Annotated in this window: 19 protein-coding genes; 13 read left to right on the top strand and 6 right to left on the bottom strand. The window is 59.9% G+C overall.

Going from position 1 to position 24706, the window contains the following annotated elements:
- Positions 1 to 122 precede the first annotated feature (122 nt).
- The 4 genes from ACN9MB_RS14500 (at position 123) to ACN9MB_RS14485 (ending at position 3917) form a co-directional block, all read left to right on the top strand.
- Complete coding sequence (locus ACN9MB_RS14500) at positions 123 to 659, top strand: hypothetical protein (protein ID WP_204634418.1); 537 nt, start codon at positions 123 to 125, stop codon at positions 657 to 659.
- Positions 660 to 1016: 357 nt separating this feature from the next.
- On the top strand, positions 1017 to 2000 hold the full coding sequence (locus tag ACN9MB_RS14495) for an alpha/beta fold hydrolase (RefSeq protein WP_426271922.1): 984 nt from the start codon (positions 1017 to 1019) through the stop codon (positions 1998 to 2000).
- A 73-nt stretch (positions 2001 to 2073) separates the two neighbouring features.
- Positions 2074 to 2634 (top strand): TetR/AcrR family transcriptional regulator, encoded by a 561-nt coding sequence (locus tag ACN9MB_RS14490; protein ID WP_204634420.1) that lies wholly within the window; start codon positions 2074 to 2076, stop codon positions 2632 to 2634.
- Between the two features lie 11 nt (positions 2635 to 2645).
- Entirely contained in the window at positions 2646 to 3917 is a 1272-nt protein-coding gene (locus ACN9MB_RS14485) for an amidohydrolase family protein (RefSeq protein ID WP_426269375.1), read from the top strand.
- Between the two features lie 85 nt (positions 3918 to 4002).
- Here ACN9MB_RS14485 and ACN9MB_RS14480 read toward each other — a convergent pair whose 3' ends face one another.
- Entirely contained in the window at positions 4003 to 5349 is a 1347-nt protein-coding gene (locus ACN9MB_RS14480; RefSeq protein ID WP_426269374.1) for a heavy metal sensor histidine kinase, read from the bottom strand.
- A 44-nt stretch (positions 5350 to 5393) separates the two neighbouring features.
- Positions 5394 to 6074, bottom strand: coding sequence for a heavy metal response regulator transcription factor (locus ACN9MB_RS14475; protein WP_426269373.1), 681 nt, complete (start codon positions 6072 to 6074; stop codon positions 5394 to 5396).
- Positions 6075 to 6219: 145 nt separating this feature from the next.
- On the opposite strand from ACN9MB_RS14475, the gene ACN9MB_RS14470 reads away from it, so the two are divergent.
- Genes ACN9MB_RS14470 through ACN9MB_RS14460 form a run of 3 tightly spaced genes read left to right on the top strand, consistent with a single transcriptional unit; the run spans position 6220 to position 12144 of the window.
- A complete protein-coding gene (locus ACN9MB_RS14470; RefSeq protein ID WP_426269372.1) occupies positions 6220 to 9411 on the top strand; it encodes an efflux RND transporter permease subunit in 3192 nt (1063 codons plus the stop codon).
- A 13-nt stretch (positions 9412 to 9424) separates the two neighbouring features.
- Positions 9425 to 10588, top strand: coding sequence for an efflux RND transporter periplasmic adaptor subunit (locus ACN9MB_RS14465; RefSeq protein ID WP_426269371.1), 1164 nt, complete (start codon positions 9425 to 9427; stop codon positions 10586 to 10588).
- Positions 10589 to 10605: 17 nt separating this feature from the next.
- The gene (locus ACN9MB_RS14460) at positions 10606 to 12144 is read left to right on the top strand and encodes an efflux transporter outer membrane subunit (RefSeq protein WP_426269370.1); all 1539 of its coding nucleotides are present in this window, start codon (positions 10606 to 10608) and stop codon (positions 12142 to 12144) included.
- A gap of 93 nt (positions 12145 to 12237) precedes the next feature.
- On the opposite strand, the gene ACN9MB_RS14455 is transcribed toward ACN9MB_RS14460, so the two are convergent.
- Both ACN9MB_RS14455 and ACN9MB_RS14450 read right to left on the bottom strand, forming a co-directional pair.
- Positions 12238 to 12945 carry an acid phosphatase gene (locus ACN9MB_RS14455; RefSeq protein ID WP_426269369.1) on the bottom strand — a complete coding sequence of 236 codons (708 nt, stop codon included), beginning with the start codon at positions 12943 to 12945 and terminating at the stop codon, positions 12238 to 12240.
- On the bottom strand, positions 12945 to 15155 hold the full coding sequence (locus tag ACN9MB_RS14450) for a TonB-dependent receptor (RefSeq protein WP_426269368.1): 2211 nt from the start codon (positions 15153 to 15155) through the stop codon (positions 12945 to 12947). Before ACN9MB_RS14450 ends, ACN9MB_RS14455 begins: the two co-directional genes overlap by 1 nt.
- 494 nt (positions 15156 to 15649) lie before the next feature.
- On the opposite strand from ACN9MB_RS14450, the gene ACN9MB_RS14445 reads away from it, so the two are divergent.
- Together ACN9MB_RS14445 and ACN9MB_RS14440 are read left to right on the top strand one after the other, a co-directional pair.
- Entirely contained in the window at positions 15650 to 16003 is a 354-nt protein-coding gene (locus ACN9MB_RS14445; protein WP_426269367.1) for a hypothetical protein, read from the top strand.
- A 138-nt stretch (positions 16004 to 16141) separates the two neighbouring features.
- The gene (locus ACN9MB_RS14440; RefSeq protein WP_426269366.1) at positions 16142 to 16456 is read left to right on the top strand and encodes a HigA family addiction module antitoxin; all 315 of its coding nucleotides are present in this window, start codon (positions 16142 to 16144) and stop codon (positions 16454 to 16456) included.
- An 8-nt stretch (positions 16457 to 16464) separates the two neighbouring features.
- Here the strand turns inward: ACN9MB_RS14440 and ACN9MB_RS14435 are convergent, their stop codons facing one another.
- Positions 16465 to 17739: a hypothetical protein gene (locus tag ACN9MB_RS14435; protein ID WP_426269365.1), complete on the bottom strand. Its 1275-nt coding sequence runs from the start codon at positions 17737 to 17739 to the stop codon at positions 16465 to 16467.
- Positions 17714 to 19174 carry a hypothetical protein gene (locus ACN9MB_RS14430; RefSeq protein ID WP_426269364.1) on the bottom strand — a complete coding sequence of 487 codons (1461 nt, stop codon included), beginning with the start codon at positions 19172 to 19174 and terminating at the stop codon, positions 17714 to 17716. Before ACN9MB_RS14430 ends, ACN9MB_RS14435 begins: the two co-directional genes overlap by 26 nt.
- A 617-nt stretch (positions 19175 to 19791) precedes the next feature.
- Here ACN9MB_RS14430 and ACN9MB_RS14425 point away from each other — a divergent pair.
- From ACN9MB_RS14425 to ACN9MB_RS14410, 4 genes are all read left to right on the top strand, one after another.
- Positions 19792 to 20694, top strand: coding sequence for an IS3 family transposase (locus ACN9MB_RS14425; protein ID WP_426269363.1), 903 nt, complete (start codon positions 19792 to 19794; stop codon positions 20692 to 20694).
- Positions 20695 to 21264: 570 nt separating this feature from the next.
- Positions 21265 to 21546, top strand: a complete 282-nt coding sequence (locus tag ACN9MB_RS14420) for a hypothetical protein (protein ID WP_204634433.1) — start codon at positions 21265 to 21267, stop codon at positions 21544 to 21546.
- 314 nt (positions 21547 to 21860) lie between these two features.
- Positions 21861 to 22676 carry a polyphosphate kinase 2 gene (gene ppk2 / locus ACN9MB_RS14415; protein ID WP_204634434.1) on the top strand — a complete coding sequence of 272 codons (816 nt, stop codon included), beginning with the start codon at positions 21861 to 21863 and terminating at the stop codon, positions 22674 to 22676.
- A 57-nt stretch (positions 22677 to 22733) separates the two neighbouring features.
- Entirely contained in the window at positions 22734 to 24428 is a 1695-nt protein-coding gene (locus ACN9MB_RS14410) for a SulP family inorganic anion transporter (protein WP_426269362.1), read from the top strand.
- The last annotated feature ends 278 nt before the right edge of the window (positions 24429 to 24706 follow it).

Below are 24706 nucleotides of genomic sequence, written 5' to 3'. Positions count from 1 at the left end.
CAGTCTTCGGTGTGTTGCATCGAACGGAAGAATCCGCAACCGGAAGAAGTCGTTCCTGCACGGATTGACGCCACCGGGAAACGCCTGAACACTGGCGTGGCTTTCAACTGGATGGGGGATCCATGTCAAAGCTACTGAGTTTTCTACTTCTGAGCTTGCTGTGCTTCCCAGCGTTTTGCCAGGACGGGTGGAGAGACGAGCACGGGCATCCGGCACGTGACACTGACTCCCGGCGGTCGGTCAACGGATTCGGCGGTTCATTGGTGGTCACGCCAGATGCGGATTGGCAGGCCAAATGGCAAACGCCATCCGACACCGTTCCCCATTTCTCCGTGGCGAAAATTGTTCCCAGAGGGCAACAGGTTTTTTTCCTGATCTTCTTTGCCAACCCCCTCTTAAAGGAGGACGGCACCGCAGATATAACATGCGATATCGATGTGCTTCGGCCCGACGGGAAGTCATCGTTTCATCAGCTGGACGTACCCTGTTTCAAGGGTGCCATCCACGAACCCGTTACCCATACTTTCCTGGCCCCCTCGGTTATCGGATGGACTGGCGATTCCAGCGATTCTTCGGGCACGTGGGTGTTGCGCGTCTTGCTGAAGGACAATGTCCGGAAGGCCAGTGTGCCGCTTCGCACGTCGTTTGAGCTCAAGTGAAGATATCTGAACTCCTGGAGATGGCTGGCCCCATAGGATCAGTGTGCGCCGACCTTCGAGCCAAGTGAGGGGCGGAGGCGCCTTTTCTCAGTTCTTTGAAAGGTCGACGAAAAGCGCACGTTGCCCCCGCAGTCGCTGTACCTATTGCCTTAGCGATCCCGCGAAACATCAACATGCATGATCGAGGCGTGCCGGCGGAAGGCCTGGATCACGATGGCCTTCGTACCCGCTGTAGCGAACTTTCCAGCGCCGGTTGAGTCGATATGTGCACTGAGCCGGCGGCTCGGTGAGTTGCCACACATCGGAGGGATAGCCTTGAGCGGAACGTTTCGTAAGGCAGGACACGTAACCTTGTGGATGGCTTTGGTGGGCTGCGCACATGCTGGCAGCGCCGCGCCCGCAGCGGTTCCCGAGCGCATTCCGGACAGCTATGCCAAGGCGGGAACCCTCGTCGCGATCGCGCCGGGCCGAAGTTTGAACCTACGCTGCGAAGGCAGCGGTCCCCAAACCGTGATTCTCGAAGCCGGCTCGCATGCCGACACCACGACCTGGTTCAAGTTGCAGCCGCTGCTGGCAGCATCCGCCAAGGTGTGTTCGTACGATCGGGCGGGTTATGGCTTTAGCGACGGCGGTCCATTGCCGCGAGACCTGGCCACCGAGGTTGCGGACTTGCATGCGTTGATCCAACACGCAAAATTACATACGCCATTGCTGCTGGTCGGACACTCAAGGGGTAGCAACATCGCTCGACTGTACGCGCAGCGATATCCAGCCGATTTGAATGGGCTGGTCCTGATTGACCCGCCAGCTCAGGATGTAGCGTCAGCTGCGCCGGAGTGGGCCAAGCAAGAGGCCCAGATGAACGAGCAACGCTTTAGCTTTATCCACCAGTGCGAAGCCGGTGCCGAAAAACATCAGCTGGCGTCGCCACCGTCCGCATTGGCGGCGTGCGTGGCCGACGGCAATCCAGCCGCAAGCGCCAAGGTGAATGCAAGCATTGCTGCATATAAATTCAAGCCGGTGTTCTGGCGCACCTTGGAATCGGAACTTCGGGACAACGCTGTCATCTATGGTCAGCCCGTATCGCCCAGGGAAACCTTGGGCGCATTGCCCGTGACCGTACTGACTGCCTCCGACACTTATGCGGACGCTCCTGGCGACATTCGCGGGACGCTGGAAGCAGCGAGAGACGCCACCCAGGCGAAGATTCTAGCCACGACAACCCACGGCCGACGCGTCTTGGTAAACCATGCGTCGCACGATATCCAATTGGACCAGCCGGTGGCGGTAGCCAACGCCGTGGATGCCTTGCTCAAGCAAACGGCGACACAGGCGCACTAACGGGCGGCCGCCTCCGGAAGAAAGTCGCCGAATGGCTGTGTACAGCGTACGCTTATGAGCGTACGCTGTACACATGAGCAAAGACCGCATCTTCGACGCCGCCAGGGCCATTCTCGACCACGAGGGGATCGAAGGGCTTTCGGTGCGCAAAGTGGCCGCACGCGCCGGCGTCTCGACCATGGCGATGTATCGGCACTTCGCCGACAAGGACGCCCTCTTGAACGCGCTGATGGATGACGGCCTTGCCGCTTGGGAGAAGGTCGTCCGCGCCATCCGGGCCGAGGATCCGATGGAGTGGCTGGAGGCGGTGATCGAGGCGTTCCTCAAATTCGCGCTCACCCAACCACACAGGTTCGACGCCGCCTTCTTCCTTCCGGCCCCCGAGGCCCGGCGCTATCCCGATGACTTCGTAGCGGGCCGTTCGCCGGTCATCGCGATGATCATGGTCAGGATCGACCAGGCCAAAGCGGACGGACGTCTCGGCGGCACGCCAGCGGTGGATGTCGCATTGGCGCTCGCAGGCATGGCGCAGGGACTGGTCTCCATGCAGCGCGCCAAGCGCTTTTCCAGCGACAAACAGTTCCGGACGCTGTTTCGCGCCCAGCTCCGCCATTGTCTTCAATCCTTTTCCTGAAGGAGAACTCAGTGAGTGCCATCGCAAAAATCGTGGCCGCAGTGCTGGCCGTCGCCTGCGCTTTATCGGGGCAGGCCATGGCCAAGCCGCTCGCCATCGTGAATGCCGAGATCTATCCGTCGCCCAACGCTCCCCAGATACGTGACGGTGTCGTCCTCGTGCAGGACGGCAAGATCGTCAAAGTAGGCACCCGTTCAGAGGTTTCCGTTCCCAAGGGTGCTCGCGTCATTGACGCGCATGGCGCGGTGCTCACCGCCGGCTTCTGGAATAGCCACGTCCATATCATGCCGTCCGACCTCATGGGCGCGAAGACAGCCAAGGCGGCGACGCTCGAAGGCGGCCTGCAGGCGATGCTGACGCGCTGGGGCTTCACCACCGTCTTCGATCTGGGGTCCTCTACCGACAACACGCTGGCATTGCGTGAGCGCATCGCATCCGGAGAGCTTGCCGGGCCCATGATTCTTACATGCGGCGATCCGTTCTTTCCCGAAGGCGGTACGCCGATCTACGTGCGGCAATACCTGGCTGATCACGGCTGGGCCAACGAGGAAGTCTCGACGCCGAAAGAGGCCGCCGACCGCGCGGTCCGGCAACTCGACCGCGGCACGGATGCGGTGAAGATATTCGCTGGCGCCATCGTGGGCGGCGACATTGGCGTGCTGCCCATGCGCCTGGACATCGCCAAGGTCGTGGTGGCCGAGGCGCATAAGCGTGGCAAACCGGCTTTCGCACATCCCTCCAACTATGCCGGCATCAACGTGGCGATCGACTCCGGCGTGGACATCCTGGCGCACACCACGGCGACGGAAAACGGCAGCCACGATCCTTATGGCTGGACGCCCGCACTGATCGCACGCATACGCGCGCACCACATGGCGCTGACTCCCACCATGACGCTGTTCGAGTGGGAGTCGCAGAAAATCCACCAGAATCCGGAGATCCTGGCGCAGACGATCAAACTGATCACCTCCGAAGTGAAGGATTTCTCCGCAGCTGGCGGTGAAATCCTGTTCGGCACCGACGTCGGTTACACCGACGCCTACGACACCACCGAGGAATACCGCCTCATGTCCGGCGCTCTCGATTGGCGCCAGATATTGGCCGCGTTGACCACCGCGCCAGCGTCTCGCTTTGGCTATGCCGCGCACAAGGGACGGATCGCTCCGGGCATGGACGCCGATCTCGTGCTCCTCGATGGCGATCCGGCCAACGATCCCACCGCCTTCGCTCGCGTGCGCGACACCATCCGTGGTGGACAGGTGATCTGGGGGACTGACCGGTGATCTCTCGATGCCAGGCATGACCCGAAGTGACTACTTCCGGGGCGCAGTGCAACGGGTTGGTTTGCTCGTAGGAGGGATTCGTTACTCAGTCGGCCGGAAACCATAGCGTGAAGCGGGTCATGCCGTGCAGCTGGCTGTCCACGCTGACCCGGCCACCATGGAGTTCCATGATGCTTTTCACGATGGATAGGCCAAGGCCGGTGGAGTTCGCCGAGTCGTTGCGGGAGCGATCCACCCGGTAGAAACGGTCGAACAGCTGCGCCAGATGCTCGGGCGGAATGCCCTCGCCGGGGTTCTCCACGGCAATCATGACGGCGCCGTCGGATCGCTCCGCAAGCAGCGTAATCGTCTCCTCGGGCGGGGTATAGCGCAGGGCGTTGGACAGAAGATTTCCCACCGCCCTTCGGAAGAGATCGCGATCCGCATGAACGGTCGCGCGCCCCTGCACCTTGATATGGACTCCGGCTTCCGAGGCCAATCCTTCGAAGTACTCGGTGATGCGCTCCAGTTCCGCGCCGACGTCGAGTGTCGCGCGCTGAAGTGCAAACTGGGGGTTGTCCGCGCGGGCCAGGAACAGCACGCTTTCGATGGTGCGGCTGACGCGGTCGCACTCTTCGATGTTGGAGCCGAGCAGGGCCTGGTATTCGGCCGGTGTGCGCGGATGCGCGAGCGCCACTTCGTTGGTGCCGCGTAGGTTCCCGATGGGCGTGCGCAGGTCATGGGCGAGATCCACCGTGAATTGCCAGACGCGAGCGAAGCCGCCCTCGAGGCGATCGAGCATGTCATTCAAGGCGCCCGACAGCGCATGCAACTCGGCCGGCGCGTTGCCTGCCGTCAAGCGCTTGTGGAGGCTCTGCGCATGGATGGTGGCGGCGTCGATGGCCATGGAGCGCAACGGTCGCAGTGCGCGGCGCACCAGCAGGTGGCTGAGCACGATCGCCGCGATCAGACCGGCCAGCAGGCGCAGTGCCATGTCGCGCCGATAGTGCCGCAGCAGTGCTTCACGATCGGCGAGCGAGCGTGCCACGGCAATGGTCACGTGTGTACCGTCGCGCAGTTGCCCGGTCACCGCCACGCCCCGTATGGACAAGCCATGATCGTCACGCCACGTGCGCAGCATGCTGGTGAGGATTCGCTGCCCCGTGGGCACCGCGGGTTGCAGATCGACGGGGAAGCCCGTCGGGTTGTGGTCGGCAATGATCTGCCCTGTGTCATCGACGATGCGCAGTGCGTTGCTGGGATCGCCCAGGACGCTGACCACCATGCGATCCTGATGGGCCTTCAGGTCGGCTATGGAGTCCAGCTCGGCGACAAACCGCCGTAGATGGCGAGCAGAGAGCACGAGGTTCGTCTCGTCCTGCGCATAGATGCGTTGCTCGGCCGCCCGGTACAGAAGCCATCCCACCAGAATGAAGCACAGCGCCGTGATCACCGTGAAGGTGGCGGTGAGGCGCGTACTGAGGGAAAGGCTGCGCATCAGCCGGCCTCGCGGTCTTCATCGAGCACGTAGCCCATGCCGCGAACGGTATGGATCAGTTTGAGGTCGTGGCCATCATCGATCTTCGCGCGCAAGCGGCGGATGGCGACCTCGACCACGTTGGTGTCGCTGTCGAAATTCATGTCCCACACGTAGGACGCGATCTGCGTGCGACTCAGCACTTCGCCACGCCGCCTGGCCAGGAGCTGCAGCAATGCGAACTCCTTGGGCGTCAGGTCGATGCGCTGCCCGCTTCGGCGCACCCGGCGGCGCACGGCGTCGATTTCCAGGTCGCCGATATGGACGTGCTCAATGTCGCGCGGCGGGCCGCGGCGGAGCAGGGTGCGGATGCGCGCCAGCAGTTCCACGAAGGCGAACGGCTTCACCAGATAATCGTCGCCGCCGAGTTCCAGCCCGCGCACGCGCTCTTCCAACTCATCGATGGCGGTGAGCAACAGCACCGGCGTGTCCTTCTTTGCACGAAGACGGCGCAGCACCTCCCAGCCATCGATGCCGGGAAGCATGACGTCCAGTACGACCAGCTCATAAGCCTCTTCGAGCGCATGGTGCAAGCCGTCGATGCCGTTGGCCGCCACATCCACGGTGAAGCCGGATTCCTCGAGTCCCTTCTTCAGGTACTCGCCGGCCTTCTTCTCGTCTTCGATAACCAGCAGGCGCATGGGAACTCTCGCGTGGTGCCTGAACCGATCATACGCGGGGTGCCCCGGGAGCGTGATTACAGATTTGTCAGGAAGCCGTCAGGGGTGGGCAAGCACCGGAAATCTAGCCTTGGCATGACCTGAACTGTCCAAGACGGAGCCCGTTATGTGGATCGTCCAACTGGCGCTGCGGCGACCATACACCTTTATCGTCCTGGCCTTGCTGCTGGCCATCATCGGTCCGCTCATGGTGCTGCGCACGCCGACCGACATCTTTCCCAACATCAATATTCCCGTGTTGAGCATCGTATGGTCGTTCAACGGATTCTCCGCGGACGACATGGCCAACCGCATCACCACGCCCTACGAGCGCGCGTTGACCTCCGACGTGGACAATATCGAGCACGTGGAGTCGCAGACGGTCAACGGCGTGGCCGTGATCAAGGTGTATTTCCACGAAGGCGCGGACATCAATCGCGCCATTGCGGAAGCCTCGGCCAATGCGCAGTCGATTCTCCGGGTACTTCCGTCGGGCACGCTGCCGCCGCTGGTGATCTCGTACAACGCTTCCACCGTGCCGATCCTGCAGCTGGCGCTGTCCAGTCATTCGCTGCCGGAACAGCAGCTGTATGACCTTGGCAACAACTTCATCCGCACCCAGCTGGCCACCGTACAAGGCGCCGCGATCCCGTTGCCGTTCGGCGGCAAGGTGCGCCAGATCATGGTTGACATCGATCCGAAAGCCTTGCAGGCACATGGCCTTTCGCCATTGGATGTCGTCAACGCGGTGAACGCGCAGAACCTGATTCTTCCTGGCGGCACCGCCAAGATCGGCGCGTTCGAATACAACGTGAACCTCAATGGCAGTCCCACCTCGGTCGACGCGCTGAACCTCATGCCGGTCAAGGCGACGGACGGCGGCGTCACCTATCTGCGGGATGTGGCGACGGTCCGCGACGGCTTTGCGCCGCAAACGAATATCGTGCGCGTGGATGGCACCCGGTCCGCCTTGCTGCAGGTGGAGAAGTCGGGCGATGCATCGACGCTCGACATCATCGCTGCCGTCAAGGGTCTGCTGCCGAAGATTGCCGCGGGCCTTCCGAAAGCGCTCGACATCAAGCCGGTGTCGGATCAGTCGGTCTTCGTCAGTTCGGCCGTGGCGGGCGTCGTTCGCGAAGGCGTGGTGGCGGCGGGGCTCACGGCCATCATGATCCTGCTGTTCCTTGGCAGCTGGCGTTCGACGCTGATCATTGCCATCACCATTCCCTTGTCCGTGCTGACGTCGCTCATTGCGCTCTCCGTGCTCGGACAGACCATCAACATCATGACACTGGGTGGCCTGGCACTGGCCGTGGGCATCCTGGTGGACGATGCCACCGTGGCCATCGAGGCGATCAGTCACCATCGCGACATGGGCAAGTCGCTGCACGACGCGATCATCGACGCCTCGGCGCAGATCGCCTTGCCCACCCTGGTCTCGACGCTTTCCATCTGCATCGTGTTCCTGCCCATGTTCCTGCTCTCCGGTGTGGCGCGCTATCTGTTCGTGCCGCTGGCCGAAGCGGTGGTGTTCGCGATGCTGGCGTCGTACTTCTTCTCGCGCGCCCTCATCCCCACCCTGGCCATGTACATGCTCCGCAACGAGCGTGCTGCCCAGGGCGCAAAGAAGGAGCCGGGTGCACTCGGGAGGTTCCAGCAACGCTTCGAGCGCCGCTTCGAGAGCTTCCACGCCCGTTATGAAGGCGCGTTGCGGACGGTGCTTGCCCATCCTGGCCGCCTGGCCGTGACGTTCGCCATCGTGTGCGGTGGATCGTTGTTGCTGATTCCGTTCCTTGGGCGCGATTTCTTCCCGACATCCGATACCGGTGAGATCCGGTTGCACATGCGGGCCCACACGGGTACGCGCATCGAACAGACCGCTCGCCTGGTCGATCTGGTGGAGCAACGCATTCGCGTAGTCATCCCCCAGCGCGAGCTTGGCAGCGTGCTGGACAACATCGGTTTGCCGGTGAGCGGCATCAACATGACCTACGATTCGTCGCTGCCCGTGGGCTCGGCGGATGCGGACATCCTGATTTCCCTCAAGGCCGGTCACAGTCCCACCGAGGAATACGTCAGCGCGTTGCGCGATCATCTCAACAACGAGTTCCCCGGGGTGACGTTCTCCTTCCTGCCGGCGGACATCATCAGCCAGACGCTGGATTTTGGCCTGCCTTCACCCATCGATGTGCAAGTGGTGGGCAACGACAAGGCCGGCAACCGCAAGGTCGCCGAGGAATTGCTGGCCCAGTTGCGCCACGTTGACGGCCTGGTGGACCCGCGTATCCAGCAGCCGAACGACGCGCCGTCGATCAACGTGGATGTGGACCGTGTCAAGGCGATTGAAGCAGGCTTCCAGCAACGCACGATTGCGCAAAACCTGCTCATCGCCCTTTCCGGAAGCTCGCAGACGTCGCCCAACTTCTGGTTGAATCCGAAGAATGGCGTGAGTTATCCGTTGATGACGGAAGCGCCGCAGTACACCATCGATTCGCTGCAGGCCCTGGGCAATATTCCGCTGACGGCCGGCAACGCCAACACGCAAACGGCGCCGCCCATTCTCGCGTCCTTGAGTACGCTTATCCGCACCGCGCAGGACGCTGTTGTGTCGCACTACAACGTGCAACCCGTCATCGACATTTTTGCGGGCGTGCAGGGGCGCGACCTGGGTTCCGTGGCGGGCGACATTGATCGTCTCGTGGCCGGCGTGAAGGGACATCTTCCCGCCGGCTCCAGTATCGCCGTGCGCGGCGAAGTGCAGACCATGCAATCGTCATTCAAGGGGCTGCTGCTTGGGCTCGCGTTCGCGGTGCTGCTGGTGTACGCGTTGATGGTGGTGAACTTCCAGTCGTGGACCGATCCCCTGATCATCATCAGCGGCCTTCCGGGTGCACTGGCCGGCATGGCCTGGATGCTGTTCGTGACGCGTACCACCATCAGCGTGCCGGCGCTCACCGGCGCGATCATGTGCATCGGCATCGCGACGGCCAACAGCATCCTGGTGATCAGCTTTGCGCGTGATCGCATCCGCGATGGTGCCACGCCGCTCCAGGCCGCTTTCGATGCAGGCAGCACGCGCTTCCGGCCGGTTCTCATGACGGCGCTGGCGATGCTCATTGGCATGCTCCCGATGGCGCTTGGCCTCGGTGACGGCGGTGAGCAGAACGCGCCGCTGGGGCGTGCGGTCATCGGCGGCCTGATGTTCGGCACCGTGGCTACGCTGGTGTTCGTGCCGGTGGTGTTCGCCGCCGTGCACGCATGGCTTGGTCGTCGCCAGAACAGCTTGCCAGTCCTTCCTTCCCCTAATCCGATGCCCTGACGGGAGAGTCACCATGAACGCGCTCACCCCATTTCAACCCTCTTCGCGGTCGCGTCTCCTGGTCGTGCTACCGGTGGCCGCGGTATGTCTCGCGCTCGCTGTCGGTGGCCTGCCGCGACTATCCGCGCACGCCGCCGTGATGCGCCAGACAGCCACGCTCAGCACGCCTACCGTGGCTGTCGTCGCCCCCGGCCACGAGCCGTTGCAGCAGTCACTTGTGTTGCCGGGTGACGTGGAGGCCTTCCAGGAGGCCAGCATCTACGCACGCACCAGTGGCTATCTCGGTCACTGGCTGACCGACATCGGCACGCATGTCCACACGGGTCAGTTGCTGGCCCAGATCGAATCGCCGGAAGTCGATGCGCAGCTTGCACAGGCCCGTGCCGATGCGGCGACCGCGTCGGCCAACTATCAGATCGCCCGGGTCACCGCGTCTCGCTGGGAGGAAATGCTCAAGAGCAATGCCGTGTCCCAGCAGTCGAGCCAGGAAAACGTGAGCACGATGAGGGCCAAGCAGGCCATGCTCGCCGCCGCACAGGCGAACGTGGACCGGTTGCAGCAGCTGCAGTCGTTCGAGAAGGTCTATGCGCCCTTCGATGGCGTTATCACCATGCGCAATGTCGACGTGGGTGCGCTGATCGACGCCGGCAACGGCGGCACGCCTGCGGCGCTCTTCAAACTGGCGGAAACGGACAAGCTGCGGGTCTTTGTCAACGTGCCGCAGGACAATGCTGCCGATGTGGCGATCGGCGCCCGCGCAACGCTGACCTTGCCGCAGTATCCGGGACGGTCATTCGTGGGAAGCGTGGCGCGAACCGCGGGCGCGATCGATCCGGTCAGCCGAACGCTGCGCGTGGAAGTGGACATGGACAACACCGATGGTGCCGTGCCGCCGGGTGCCTATGCGCAGGTCACGCTCATGCTCGCGTCCGCCAAAGCCATGCTGTCGCTGCCGGCCAATACGCTGTTGTTTCGACCGGCGGGCGTGCAGGTAGCCACGGTCGATGCCAAGGGTCTGGTGCGATTGGTGACCGTGACGCTGGGCCGGGACTTCGGAACGCGTGTGGAAATTCGCGCGGGCTTGAACGGCAATGAACGTGTGATCGTCAATCCGGGCGACGCAGTCAGCGACGGACAGTCGGTGCGCATCAACGCACACCCTGCCGATGCAACCTGAGCGAAGAGGACACAGCCATGCGTAACTCATTTCTTCCTCGCACCACTTGCGCGCTCGCCATTGCCGTCGGAACCGCCCTGATGGTGGGTTGCACGCCGGGCCCGGCCTATGTGCGTCCGTCCATCCAGGTGCCCGATCAATTCAAGGAAAAGGCCACGGCAGCGACTGAAACGCAGCGCGCAGGGCCGGGCTGGGTTCCGGCCGACCCGGGCGATACGGCGATGCGCGGTGACTGGTGGACGCTGTTCGGCGACGACACGCTCAACGCACTGGAGGGGCGTGTCGATGGGGGCAATCAGTCCATTGCCAAGGGCTTGGCCAACCTGCAGGCCGCGAAGGCCGCGGCAAAGGAGGCGCGCGCCGCGTATTACCCGACCATCACGGCGGGTGTCGACGCCAATCGCTTCCGTACCTCACAAAATGTCGTGGGACGTTCATTGGCAGGGAAAACCGTCTCCGACTATGCCGCTGGACTGGATGTGTCGTGGGAGCCCGATCTGTTCGATCGCATCGGTCACCAGGTCGATGCCGCTACGGCTCGCTACCAGGCCGATCAAGCGGATCTTGCGTCGATCCGGCTGGCGATGCATGCGGAACTGGCCATCGATTACGTGGACCTCCGTGGCGTCGACGCGGAGACGGCGCTGCTTCAACAAACCGTGGCCGACTACACGAAGGCACACGATCTCGTGCAGGTGCGCTTCAACGGCGGTATTGCATCGGAATCGGACCTTGCCGAGGCGGAAACGCAGCTGCAGGTAGCCAGCGCACAGCTGGTGGATCTCGGTGAGAGCCGCGCACGGTACGAACATGCCATCGCCATGCTGATGGGCGTGGCGCCGGCCGAGCTGTCGATTCCCGTATCCACTGCCGCCATCGCCATGCCGGCGGTTCCTGCGGGCCTGCCTTCGACCCTGCTGCAGCGGCGCCCCGACATCGCCGCTGCCGAGCGACGGGTAGCCGCCGCCAATGCCGATGTCGGTGAAGCCACATCCGCGTTCTTTCCCGACTTGTTGCTGTCGGCATCGGGCGGCGTGGAAGCGTCGCGGTTCACCCAATTGGCAACGTTGCCCAGCCGGTTCTGGGCGATTGGACCGGCACTCGTGAGCACGCTGCTCGACGGTGGCCGCCGCAAGCAGGAGTTGCACCAGGCCGAAGCCCGGGAAGAGGGCGCCGCCGCGGACTATCGGCAGACGGTGCTCTCGGCGTTCCAGGACGTCGAGGACAATTTGTCCTCCGTACGGGTACTGGGCGACGAGGCGGGTACACAGCAACGTGCGGTAGCTGCAGCCGGTCTCGCCGAGAAGCTGGCACTTGCTCGCTACAAGGCGGGGGCCATCGACTACCTTGAAGTGGTGACCACGCAAAGCGTGAATCTCGATCAGCGACGCGTCTACGTCGAGCTGTCGCGGCGCCAACTGGAGTCGGACATCCGTTTGATCAAGGCCGTTGGAGGCAATTGGAGCGCCGATAGGCTCTCGAATGTCGCCACGGATAACGCGCCGCCTACAAGCCCTTCCGTAGATCGCAGTGAGCAAAAAAGAGTCGCTCCTTAGATCTGGCGGTCGCGCGATGGGGATGCGCTATCGCGGGTATCCAGATGACACGTGGGGCGGAGCGCTGGTAACGCCCCGCGCCTCGGGTGGGTGTCAAGGTGTTTGCGTGAGCGAATCGGGCAATTGCAGTGCCGCCCGAAGTTCGGTGCGCGCCGCCTGGTAGTCCGCCTGCCAGTCGGCCTGCTGCAGCAACTGCGCACCGATCACGGTTCCGGCGAGACGGCCGGCCTCCACGTCGCTCGGGAAATGCACGCCCATCACCACGCGATGCTGCGCGTACAGGTCGGCGCGGGCAAAAATCGCCGCGCGCTTTTCCGGCACCATGTTGGCCAGCAAGATGGCCGTGGTATAGCCGAAGGTGGCGTGTCCGCTCGGATAGCTCCAGTCGTCCGGCTTTTCCTGGGACAACGGATGCACCTGATCGGACGTCACCGGAGGACGGGCCCGCCGCCAATAAAGCTTGGCGTCCTTCACCTCGGCCTTGTCGAAGTCAGCGACGCGTCCAAAGAATGCGGCCGTCTTGGGCAAGCTCGCCGCTCGCATGGATAGATCGAGCGCATCCGCAAAGCGGAACACGGAACGTTCCATATCCGCTTTGGCCGCCGACTGTTCGGCGGACGTTCGCGATCGCTGTGCGGCGAGCACGGCCTGCAGATCCTGCGTGGCCGCCGCCGACCCTGCTGCCGGGGGAGGCGGCAGCAGGGTCGATAGCTCGATCGACGCACGATCCGGCGCGGTGCCGTCGGCCAGCGCGGGCTGGCCGATCAGCAACATCAACGACAACAGCGCAATACGTTTCATCAGAACAGATCAGCCGAAATGGTGAAGTTGAAGTTGCGCGCCGGAATGGTCCAGTACAGCGGCGTACTATCCGCTGCCGTGACGCCGGCCAAGGCGTTGATGTGGGTGTTGTTGAACAGATTGTTGAGCTGCACGCCGATCTTGATGTCCTTCACATCGCTGATGTGGGGATCGAACTTGTAGCTGGCGGCAAAGTTGGTGATCGCATAGCCGCCGATCGGCGTGTCGTCTTCCGCGTTGGCCGTGTAGTAGGTCTTGCCGACGAACTTGTCGAACAGCGAGGCGTAGAAGGGACCGTCGCTGTAGATGAAGCCCAGTGCGGCGGTCTTGTGCGGCGTGTTCGCATTCCACTGGTTGTCGGTGGTCTGGATCGCGCGATTGAGCGAGCCGTTGGCGTAGACGCTGAAGCCGGCGCCCAGCATATAGGTGCCTTCCAGCTCAAGGCCTTTGTAGTGCACGCCGCCACCGTTGTAGAACTCGGTGACGCCGCCGACCTTCTGGCTCTGGACGAAGTTGTTGAAGTCGATCTTGTACACATCGCCCGACACCGTCAGGCGATCGTCGGTCCAGGTCGTGCCGAGCTGGATATTGGTGGTTTTTTCCGGCGCCACGGCGCTATCGGAAACCGCCGGATTGGGCACGTACAGCAGGTTGAGGTTGGGCGCCAGGTAGCCCTTGGCCCACTGCGCATACGCCGTCCAGTTCGCGCTGAAGTTGTAGTGGAAAGACGCCGAGGGCAGGGTGGCATTCCACTTCTTGGAATAGTCGAGCGGCGTTTCCGTCTTTTGGTTGACCGTTGCGTTCAGATCGCGCTCGAAGTTGTTGTACTTCACGCCGCCGATGACATACGCATTGTCGGTGATGTTCCACTGGTACTCGACGAACGGCTGAATCGTCACCAGCGTGTCGGTCATGCGCCGATCCGCCGAAGCCAGCGCCAGCGAGGACGCGCCGGGCGCGATCACCGGATTGAGCTGGTTGATCGTATCGTCGAACTCATACAGCCAGCGGATGTCGTCCTGGTGGTCGTACCACACGCCGGCGCGCAATTCGCCCGGGCCCAGTTCCTTGCCAACGCGGAAGATGTCGCCCCACGAGCGGTTCGTGTTGCGCATGTGCTGGCCGGGAACGTCGGTGGTGCTATAGAACGTACCGTTCGGCGTTTCGCCATTCGGATCCAGGCCGTTGAAGCCGAAATGGTTGTAGCCGTACGTGTAGACCTTGTTGTCGATGGTCCAGCCGTCGAACGCCGAATGCAGGCCGATGTAACCGAAATTGGTGTTGATCTCGTCCTTGTTGTAGCGGTAGTAGGCCTGGCTGGCCGGGTCGTCGTTCAGACCATAGTTGACGCCGTGCTGTGCAATCTGCGCCTTGGTGGCGCCGAACGGCACATACTGGTTCAGCTCGTTGTCCATGGCGACAAAGGTCAGCGTGGTGTTCTCGCCCAGGGGCTGCACCAGCTTGGCGAACACGGTCTGGCGACGCTGGCCGGCATAGGTGAGGTAGCCGTCCGACGAGCTGTTCTGCAGGTTGATCACCGCGCTGGTGCCGCTGCTGGTGAATGCGCCCGTATTGATCGTTGCGCCTTCGATCGCCGTTTCCCAGCTGCCCAGGCTGATGTACGGGTTGATGCCGAACTGCTTCTGCGGATTGAGCGAATCCACCGAAATGGTGCCGCCGAAGGTGGCGTTGCCGAGCGTGCCGGCGGTGCCCGGACCGCGATCCACGGTCACCGAGTTGGTTTGCTGGTTGGTGAAGTACGAGGTGGAGTGGTGCGTGAAGTCGTTGGAGTCCATCCACGGAATGCCGTCGAACGTCACGTTGTACTGGCCGTCCTGGAAGCCGCGGATGGAGACGACCGGCGCTTCCATCAGGCCCGAACCGTTCGGCGTCACGGTGTACACGCTCGGTGAGATCTGCGCGATGTCGGTGTAGTCGCCGGTCGGCGGAACGTTCTCCTGGATGTAGACACGGCCGATGGTCGATTGCGGCTCGGTGGACACCATGGAGGCTTGCGACGGGGCGATCGTAGTCACCGTGTCGGTGCCGGTCACCTGTACTGCATCCAGACTCTTGGCCTGTTGCGGCGTGGCACTGGTGTCGGCGGTGGCGTTGTCGCTGGCCCATGCAGGGGAAGCGATGGCGGCGGCCAGGCAAAGAGCAAGCGTAGTGCGGGAGCGCCCGAATGGCGCCGAAATATACCGTGTCATGGTGTGCCCGTTGTCGATATTGGGGAGAGGCGACGTGGAGCGACACCGTAGTCACGGTAAATGACAATATGGCAACAAAATGATTATTCGATAATTGGCAAATAATCGTATTTTATTTCGCTAAGATAATCATAAGATTTGTGAAATTGATTTTATAAGGTAAATCTAAGGATTATTAATTTGATTTTATAAGCTCGTTATAAGGGACGCCGTGCAAGGGGCGCCTCGGGCGCGGCACTTTGTAGTGATGCCCTACGGGTTGTGGGCATGGCACCGACAGCCCTAAGCCTCACGTTCGCCTGCGGCCACGCGGACGTCCATCTCGCTCAACCCTGACAGACGATGCCAACCCTGCTTGTTAGGGTCGGTCAGTCACTCGCGCTGTCGTATTGCACGGCCTCGCGAGTGACCATGACCACCAGGTCATGAGGCGCGGGCCGTGAGTGCAGTAACACCCACGACCCGCTAACCATCACCAACTAATCGGAGTTGATATGGCTACCCGCAATCATACGGGACGCATTCGCTCGTCCGTTCCCCCTGACGACACCCTCACTCCTCGGCTTGGCGGCCCGTCATCCACGGCTGCGGCATGGCCCGAAACCCTGCGTCATGGCACTCGCAGTGCTCGCGGTGACATCGCCCTGGCGGTGCTCGCCCTCACGCGCTTGCGTATCGACAGCGAGCAGTGCCGCGTTGCGCAGGCGCGTGGATTCCCCGGCAGACCGCTGTCTTGGCCGCTTCCCGCGGCCGTAACGGCCAGCCTGGGCACGGCCATCCACTGCCTCCAGCAGTACGCCCGCCTGCTCGGCGACGAGCCTCGAGTGAACACAACCCGCCTCCGATGATCGCCGTTACGGCGCATCGGCCAGCATGGCGATGCGCCGCACCCGGGCAATCACCGACGAAGCTGCCAAGCATTCACTGACACGGAGCGCTGTAAGCGCTTATCCGCTGCGCGGCCGTGTCCGACAGGGAGAACCACCATGGAACTGATCCAGCTCACCCCGCACTCGGAAGTAGACCCCTCGCAACCCCTGCGAGCCCCCGGCGACATCCTGCTACACGCCTACCTGATCCCGCACGCCCTCAACCCCGCCCAACTGGCCCGCCGCTCCGGCATCCCCTCCGATCACATCAAAGCCTTCATCGCCGACACCCACCCCATCACCGCCAAGACCGCGCTCCGCCTTTCCCTCATCTTCGACACCACCGCCTTCTACTGGCTGGCACTTCAGGCGCGCTACGATCTGGAAAGGGCGAAGCCCGTGGTCCGCGCCTATCGTCCTCTTGTTGATTAAAGACACCATCAACAAGCCCCCCTCCTGTCCCAGGCCCGGTGTATTGTCTCAGGCAATTTCTCTAGCGATGGCTCCACTACGGTACTCTGGAAAGACAACGAACCTTCCAATATTTGGCTCGTAAACCTGTCTGCTCGAAAAATATCGACCCGGGGCAAATACAGTACATGCATGGAATCAGCGAAGTCGCTATGCGACTTCTTATGGGGGTTTCTTGGATGCGCCACAGCTGCAGATCTAACCAGAACAGCAGCTGTAAACTCCAGCCATGACAGAACCGCAGGCGTTTTGACTAACGAAGGTCTGAAGCGACCATCATTGGGTACATCAACGCCTAGAAAATTTTTAATTTGTATGGCGGCGAAAGATGAAACGAACCAATCCCTCATCTCCTCGATCTTGTCGGCCAACATTGAAGAAAGCTCCCTTTCTGAAATGACCTCCAGGGCCCTTCCGTTGACCTCTTTCATATGCTCGTAGAACCGGATCAACGAGGCCTTGGTTTGATCGTTACCGGACCGTAGCGACCGCACAAATTTCTGCCCACCATCCCAGTTGTCCACGCACCAACGGGAAAAGAACAGCAGGTCGCCTAGTGATTTTTCAACTAAGGGAAGTAGAACTCTGGAGTTGCCGCAACGTAGGTATTCGGCCAAGAGGTGTTTGTCGGATAGGTCTATAGGATACAGACTTGCCAGGTCACTCATCCCTTGAGATGCCAAGCTAGAGTATCCATCGGCCTTGTTTGAGCTCTTGAATTTCTTCAGAAACGCTCGTCTCTCGTTGCGAGACAGGGAGAGACCCATAGTCTCCTTGAGATTCGAAAAGGCTGTCTTTGCTGCATTTCGCTCCACGTCTCTCGTTTCACTTGTCAGATCCAGCTTTGGAAACCAGTGTCCCGAGAATGGTTGGTTTGCAAACTTTGAGTATTTCCCCTCTTGCGAGATCAAGAGGCCCAGTTCAGACCGAATGACCTCAGATGCTGGTGGCAACGACTGTCCATCGCAAAATTCGACAATGGACTCAATCCTCTTCAAGCTCAGTGCGGCGTCTTCGGGTTTAACAGGGAGGCATTCATAGACAAGAACATCACTAAAGGCAAACCTAGCAATTCCCTCACGCTTCAATTCTAAAAGCTTATCTCTGACGGGCGAAATGGAGGCATCCATTTTCGCATCCGAAAGCCTCGAAAAGTCTTGAGAATCTAGATAGACAACTATTGGTCTATGCATAACTTCTTCGCATCCATGCATCGGGTCAACAGGCTCGCGCAGCTTTGCCAAGAATCACTTTCAAATGGCTTAGCTCGACCGCCTCAATTTTTCCAGTAGCGTGCGAGTAGTAGGCTTGATAGAACTTAAAATCCTCGCGCCGATGCTCTTGGCATTTTTCATCAATGATTTTCATGATGGCCAACTTGTCTTCATCTATTGTGTTTATGCCAAAGATGATTCCTTCCAAGTCGGCGAAATCGTAGTTGGCGACACGGGATGCTGGTTCGGAAAAGTCAAGAACGTTCCCATGCAGTACAAGTCGATATTCTTGCTCGTACCACCAATCATTCAATTTAGTCGTCGCACCGACCTCGAAATCCTTCCAGAACGCACTGCGCTTCTCTTCCGGGAAATCGCCACCAAAATCACAGATACTTACACGACCGTCTTGTGATCTATGCCAATCGCGATTTAACACGGGCGCACTAAGGCTTCCAAGTGACCTAAAGAAGTCGATGGCAACAAACTTCGATTGATACACCACGGGTAGAAGAGGGTGCTGGACGACGCTGCGCACAGGCCCTGAAACGCTATTCCGGCCGCACACGCGATTTATTTTTAGAACATGACGCTCACCATCACTCTTGACCCTGAACTTGAGACAGACCCCCTGGTGACGATCTCCGTAAGTTCCCCAGACTGCTGAGTTCTTGAAGTCTTTTGTGAAGCAGGCGGTATACCAGTCCGGATAGACAAGCCTCTCAATGTTTCGAACATAGCCTTCAGGAAAGTTCAAGAAAACGAAGTTTGAATTTTTTCGAGAGGCGTCAAAAACTCCGTTGTACTTATCGATCAGTGCGACCTGCCTCATGGCTACATTCAATGATGCAAACAACCGTTCCGATGCATGCTCATCGTTCGATCGCTCTTCTTCAATGAGGTTGACCAGATGTGCCGATTGGGCCACTTTGGCGAGCTTGATCTTAGCGGCCGAGATGGATTCATCAACGCCTAAGAAAGGAGGATGAACCTTTCGCCGAGCCATAACTTTTGCGACACATGGAATAGCAAGTTCATGCACGTTGCGGAGGTAGTATTCAAGCTCATTGCGTCGAACAAAATGAGACCTGGCAGCAATTCGCTGGGCACACTCATTCAACTCTTCATGTGATAGAACTTCGCTTAGTGCCTCATCGAAGAGGATTCTGAGCTCATTGGTAAGAAGCGGTGGACGCGTATCTAAGACAGGAATCAAGTCCCACGTTAAATCGTGCTCCTCCTGAGCTATGCAGAGAAAGAAGAATGCTTGGGTCATGCATTGGATGTAGTGTCGAAACAGATTGCTCCAAACGATGTCATCGCCACTCCAGAAGATATCCTTAAACCCCTCCATCGGGTCATTCAGCTCTTCGAGCTTTGCGAAGTAGATGCTTTGGTTACGGAGCTCTTGGTACTCCCCAAGTAGAGATCGAGCTGACCGGAACCTATAGATGTAATCTTCCATATGCTTTAGCTAATCCAATTTCCTATTCATCTTCGACCGGCCGCGGCCTTAGGCTATCTACGAAAATATCATCGCATAAGAAAGGACCATCCATGGCCGTCAACTTAAGAGCTTTATCGCCTTCCGAACTGCAAGCGCTAAACAGCAGCGCGCGAGCTTAAATGGAAGATGCTCGCAAGACATTGCTTCAAGACGTCCGCGCAAAGATTGGCGCCCTGCTTGAGAATTCTGGGCTGACCTTGGATGAGGTCTATGGTCGTCGACTTGGCGGAAAGACCAAGGCTGCCAAGGGAAGTGGCGCCCTTAGGGCTCAACCGTTGCACCTAAGTGTCGCAATCCCGAAGGTTCCAGACAGACCCGTCCCGGTCGTGGGCGTCCACCCGCATGGAGCGTTGCAGCACTGAAGAAACCTGGCGTGTCCTCGGACCAAAAACGGGGTCAGGTTCATTTACGCCTTGGCTTTGGGCTCGAGAAGTGAACCTGACCCCGTTTCCGCAGTGCGAAAACTGGGGTCAGAGTGGACTTTTCCGTCTGCTTGCATGGAAAGTCTACTCTGGAGTTACCAGGATTTTGTGGACAAGTCGTAGTATCCACGCAATCAGCTGAGGGTTGCGGTTATGGCTCAAGGCAAGCAGGTAAGTAACGTTAGACGGGCTTACAGATTCATTGAGGCTCATCGGAACGAATTCAGCATCCAGGCCATGTGTCGAGTTCTTGGTGTGGCCCGTGCCGGGTACTACTCCTGGCTTGATCATCCTGTATCTGATCGAGCGCATGAAGATGCGCGACTTCTGCGCCTGATTCGTGCCTCTTTTGTTGCCAGTCATGGCATTTATGGCGCGCCCAGAGTCCTGCAAGACCTGCGTGAGCGTGGCGAGACCTGCAGCAAGCATCGAGTTGCTCGATTGATGAGCGAGAACGGTTTGCGCGCGCTACACGGCTACCGCACTCGACACATCCCGGTCGCCAAGCCTACCGCCTTGATTCCAAACCTACTGCAACGTCAGTTTACGATGTCGGGGCCAAACAAGGCTTGGGTTACGGACATCACCTACATCCGTACGTGGCAAGGCTGGCTCTATGTAGCCGTGGTGATAGATCTCTTTTCGCGCAAAGTCGTTGGTTGGGCTGCTAAGCCGACCATTCACAAGGAGCTAGTGCTCGAGGCGGTAACGAAGGCCGTGCAATGCCGTCGGCCCCGAAGAACCTTGATCCATTCGGATCAAGGGACTCAATACGGAAGCGATGCTTGGCGACGATTCTGTAAGGCAAACCATCTGGAACCAAGCATGAGCAGACGGGGAAACTGTTGGGATAACGCCGTAGCGGAGTCCTTCTTTGGTAGCCTCAAGAAGGAGCGCATCAAAAAGCGCATCTATGCAAACCGCGAAACTGCCATCCTTGACGTATCTGAGTACATTGACCACTTCTATAACCCGATTCGCCGCCACAGCTACCTAGGCGGCATCAGCCCGGACGAGTTCGAGGCCGCGCAACGGCGGCGATCAGGTGTCCACTAAATCCTGGTAACTCCACTCTGACCCCAGTTTTGATCGGTCCATTTACATCGCACCCGTTCGGCCAGGAGATGTGCTTACGGTATGGCGACACTGACATACAGAAGCATGAGTTCTTGGCGCTCGGCACAGCGAAGACCATCGCGATGTTAGTAGAAAGCTCATTAAATTGAGTAGAGCGAGATGAACGTTTCCAACCCTTAGCCGAAACGCCCTTGCTTGGTCATGAGCACGGCTGCCTATGTAGTTCTACTGGCTTTCAGCGCAGTATCATTTCACTTTTCCCGTTCATATGCCGATGCGCGTGCCTCGGGCACCGCATCGAAGTCGGGATCGGTAGAACAATATGTGTCGAGCCTTCTCACCCCGTTCTTTGGCACGCTGATGCAATACGGCTTCGATGCCAACCGTACCTAGGCCAGTCCCCGGCCGCCGACCAATCAGACGCGATTTGTGGCTACAGCCGGCTCCAGATGTCGTCGTCGTGCATCGCGCGATGAAACCTTCGTGAAGGCGATGCTGCGCGGCGTGGAAGAGTAGAATCAGGCTTCGCTCGCAGGTAGGAGGTCCCTGATGTCCGACCAGTCCGATGACGCGGGTACGATCCAAGTACTGCTCGAACGGCTCGTGAAGTTCCGGCTACCCAGGACGCTCGCGATAAAACAGCGAATCGACAGCGGCGAGCGCCTAAGTGACACCGAACTCGAATTTCTGAAAGATGCGCTCAAAGATGCCAAGGACGCGGAGAAGTTCGTTGTGCGGAATCCGGAGTTCCATACATTGGGTGCGCGGATCGCCCAGCTCTATGGCGAAATCATCAATAAAGCCGTCGAAAATGAAAAAGGCGTGCGATGAAGCGCGCGCATCTTGTAGCCGACTGTGCGGCGATGCCGACACGGAGGTTGAGGCGCAGGTGAGGGCGATGTTCGTCCCACTTTGGTTGACGTCATCTTGGACCTCGATCATTGGTCGCAGCAGGGCGTGGTCGAGACGGTACATCGCGGCTGCGGGGAGAGATGTCCGCTGCTCGCGCGTCCGAACTCGGTAGTGGACTTTTGCGGACGCAATTGGAAATACCCTCGGCGAAGAGCGTGTACTTCGATCTGGAGGTGGCGGGTGAACGGTTGAGATCACTGCAGGCGAGCACGACCCACAGTGGAGCAAACGACATGAAACGCGACGAACAAGACGACTCTGCCGGCGCAGAGCCGCAAAAGATGAAGCGGAAGGAGTACGAGGCAGAGCTGGAGAGGCTGCACGTCGAGCTGGTCAAGCTGCAGCTGTGGGTTGTCGCCAAGGGCCTCAAGGTTTGCGTGGTATTTGAAGGGCGCGATACGGCCGGGAAAGGCGGGACGATCAAGGCCCTGACGGAGCGGGTAAGTCCTCGGGTGTTCCGCGTCGTAGCGTTGCCCGCGCCGACGGATCGCGAGAAGAGCCAGATGTACGTGCAACGCTATATGGAGCACATGCCGGCAGCCGGGGAGATCGTGATCTTCGACCGCAGCTGGTACAACCGCGCGGGTGTTGAACGTGTCATGGAGTTCACGCCGGAAGCAAAGGTGCGCAGGTTTTTGCAGGTTGCGCCGCTCATGGAGAAGGCGATCGTTGAGTCGGGCGTTGTCCTTTTGAAGTATTGGCTGGAAGTCAGCGAAGCGGAGCAAACCCGGCGACTGAAGGAGCGGGCGAATGATGGACGCAAGCTCTGGAAGCTCTCGCCGATGGACCTGAAGTCGTATGGCCGGTGGTACGACTATTCGCGAGCCCGGGATGAGATGTTCGCCGCGACCGATACCCCGTATGCGCCGTGGTACGTGGCGCGGACTGACGACAAGCGTCGTGGACGTCTCAACATTATCCGGCACGTGCTCGACAAAGTGCCCTATAAGGAAGTGCCGCGCGAGAAGATTACATTCCCGAAGCGGCAGAAGCGCGGCGACTACGTCGAACCGGACTATCCATTCAAGTACGTAAAGGAACAGTACTGAGCGCAGGTGGCGACCGCGCATGTCTGAGCTTGCGCTCCACTCTATAAAGGACAAAGCATGAACGGCTGGTCGCGTTGGCTACCCGGACTGCAAATCGCCCGCCAATACCAAGCGGCCTGGCTGGCGAACGATTTGATGGCCGGCCTCGTGCTGACCACCATGCTTGTCCCGGTCGGCATTGCCTACGCCGTGGCTTCGGGTGTCCCGGGCATCCATGGCCTGTATGCCACGATCGTCCCGTTGCTAGCCTATGCTGTGTTCGGCCCGAGCCGCATTCTCGTGTTGGGGCCGGATTCTTCACTCGCCGCGGTGATTCTGGCGGTCGTGCTCCCCCTGTCTGCAGGCGATCCGATACGCGCCGTGGCCGTCGCCAGCTTGATGGCGATAGTGTCTGGCCTGGTGTGTACCTTGATTGGAGTCATGCGCCTGGGATTTGTCACCGAGTTGCTCTCGAAGCCGATTCGCTATGGCTATATGAACGGCATTGCGCTCACGGTGCTAATCAGTCAGCTACCCAAATTGTTTGGCTTTTCCATCGATAGCGCCGGGCCGCTGCGCAACCTAATACGGATTATCCAAGCGATTGTGGAAGGTCAGGTCAATTGGTCTGCGTTCCTGGTTGGCATCGGCACTCTCACGCTGATCTTGTTTCTCAAGCGTTGGAAGCGCGTTCCCGGACTTCTGATTGCCGTTGTAACCGCCACGATCGTGGTCGGTTCGTTCGGCCTGGCCGACAGCGCCGGAATCAAGGTGCTTGGTCCACTCCCACAAGGCCTGCCATCATTTGCAATGCCATGGATCGGTGTGGCTGATCTTGGCCAGGTGGTGATCGGCGGCTGCGCCGTGGCCATGGTAGCGTTCGCCGATACCAGTGTCCTGTCGCGCACGTATGCGGCCAAGACCCGCGCTGTAGTCGATCCAAATCAAGAAATGATCGGCCTGGGCGTCGCGAACCTGGCGGCTGGTCTTTTCCAGGGATTTCCGATCAGCAGCAGCTCGTCGCGCACACCAGTCGCCGAAGCCGCGGGCGCGAAGACTCAGCTTGCAGGTGTGGTCGGTGCCTTGGCGGTAGCGCTCTTGCTGCTACTGGCACCGGACCTTCTGGAGGACTTGCCCAGCAGCGCGCTGGCGGCGATTGTGATCGCCGCGGCGATCGGCTTGTTCGAGTTCAATGATCTGCGCCGCATCTTCCGCATCCAGCCGTGGGAATTCTGGCTTTCGATTGCTTGCTTCGTCGGCGTAGCGGCCCTCGGAGTGATTCCCGGCATTGGCATTGCGATCGCCATCGCGATTATCGAATTTCTCTGGGACGGATGGCGCCCGCACTATGCCGTGATGGGCCGAGTCGACGGCATCAGGGGCTATCACGATATCAAGCGTTATCCTTCGGCTCGCCTTATTCCAGGTCTGATCCTGTTCCGCTGGGACGCGCCGCTCTTCTTCGCCAATGCCGAGTTGTTCCATCAGCGCATACTCGAGGCGGTGGCGCAATCGCCAACACCGGTGCGACGAATTGTCGTTGCCGCAGAGCCGGTCACCAGCATTGATGTGACCTCAGCGGACATGCTCGCCGAGCTGGAAGGGGCTTTGCGCGAATCTGCCATCGAACTTCGATTCGCCGAGATAAAAGATCCCGTCAAGGAAAAGCTGAAACGCTTCGCGCTACTAGAGCGGTTCGGCACGCTCCATCCCACCATCGGTTCCGCCGTAGACGCCTACCTTGAGGAATATAAGGTGGACTGGAAGCCGTAAAGAGTAGCCGTCACTGTCCGTTGAGCAGCTGCCTACAGTGGGCACCTGTCGTATTGGCACTGTGTCGCGAGGGCGCGCTTACCCGGGCAGATTCAGCGTATTGGAGGGCGATTGAATGTCGCCGGTAGAGGCGTTTGCCGACGCAGGAAGCGACGCTTATTCCGCGGCTGCTCCGGACTGATGCCCGGCAACTTGGGATGTTCCATAAGATGGCTTCAGGTCTGCTTCCGATCCATAGCAGACCTTTCGTGAGCCATTAAGGCGAGGCCAAGCTTAGC

This window comes from Dyella kyungheensis (assembly GCF_049913195.1).
In the GTDB taxonomy this organism is placed as follows: domain Bacteria; phylum Pseudomonadota; class Gammaproteobacteria; order Xanthomonadales; family Rhodanobacteraceae; genus Dyella; species Dyella kyungheensis.
Note: the sequence above shows the minus strand (reverse complement) of the source record. Positions and strands in the feature narration are given on the sequence as shown.

Coding starts and splice junctions, on each gene's coding strand:
- ACN9MB_RS14450 (WP_426269368.1), bottom strand. CDS start 15,155: ATGACACGGTATATTTCGGCGCCATTCGGGCGCTCCCGCACTACGCTT.
- ACN9MB_RS14430 (WP_426269364.1), bottom strand. CDS start 19,174: ATGGAAGATTACATCTATAGGTTCCGGTCAGCTCGATCTCTACTTGGG.
- ACN9MB_RS14425 (WP_426269363.1), top strand. CDS start 19,792: ATGGCTCAAGGCAAGCAGGTAAGTAACGTTAGACGGGCTTACAGATTC.
- ACN9MB_RS14440 (WP_426269366.1), top strand. CDS start 16,142: ATGGAACTGATCCAGCTCACCCCGCACTCGGAAGTAGACCCCTCGCAA.
- ACN9MB_RS14420 (WP_204634433.1), top strand. CDS start 21,265: ATGTCCGACCAGTCCGATGACGCGGGTACGATCCAAGTACTGCTCGAA.
- ACN9MB_RS14445 (WP_426269367.1), top strand. CDS start 15,650: ATGGCTACCCGCAATCATACGGGACGCATTCGCTCGTCCGTTCCCCCT.
- ACN9MB_RS14465 (WP_426269371.1), top strand. CDS start 9,425: ATGAACGCGCTCACCCCATTTCAACCCTCTTCGCGGTCGCGTCTCCTG.
- ACN9MB_RS14410 (WP_426269362.1), top strand. CDS start 22,734: ATGAACGGCTGGTCGCGTTGGCTACCCGGACTGCAAATCGCCCGCCAA.
- ACN9MB_RS14455 (WP_426269369.1), bottom strand. CDS start 12,945: ATGAAACGTATTGCGCTGTTGTCGTTGATGTTGCTGATCGGCCAGCCC.
- ACN9MB_RS14500 (WP_204634418.1), top strand. CDS start 123: ATGTCAAAGCTACTGAGTTTTCTACTTCTGAGCTTGCTGTGCTTCCCA.
- ACN9MB_RS14470 (WP_426269372.1), top strand. CDS start 6,220: ATGTGGATCGTCCAACTGGCGCTGCGGCGACCATACACCTTTATCGTC.
- ACN9MB_RS14460 (WP_426269370.1), top strand. CDS start 10,606: ATGCGTAACTCATTTCTTCCTCGCACCACTTGCGCGCTCGCCATTGCC.
- ACN9MB_RS14475 (WP_426269373.1), bottom strand. CDS start 6,074: ATGCGCCTGCTGGTTATCGAAGACGAGAAGAAGGCCGGCGAGTACCTG.
- ppk2 (WP_204634434.1), top strand. CDS start 21,861: ATGAAACGCGACGAACAAGACGACTCTGCCGGCGCAGAGCCGCAAAAG.
- ACN9MB_RS14490 (WP_204634420.1), top strand. CDS start 2,074: ATGAGCAAAGACCGCATCTTCGACGCCGCCAGGGCCATTCTCGACCAC.
- ACN9MB_RS14495 (WP_426271922.1), top strand. CDS start 1,017: ATGGCTTTGGTGGGCTGCGCACATGCTGGCAGCGCCGCGCCCGCAGCG.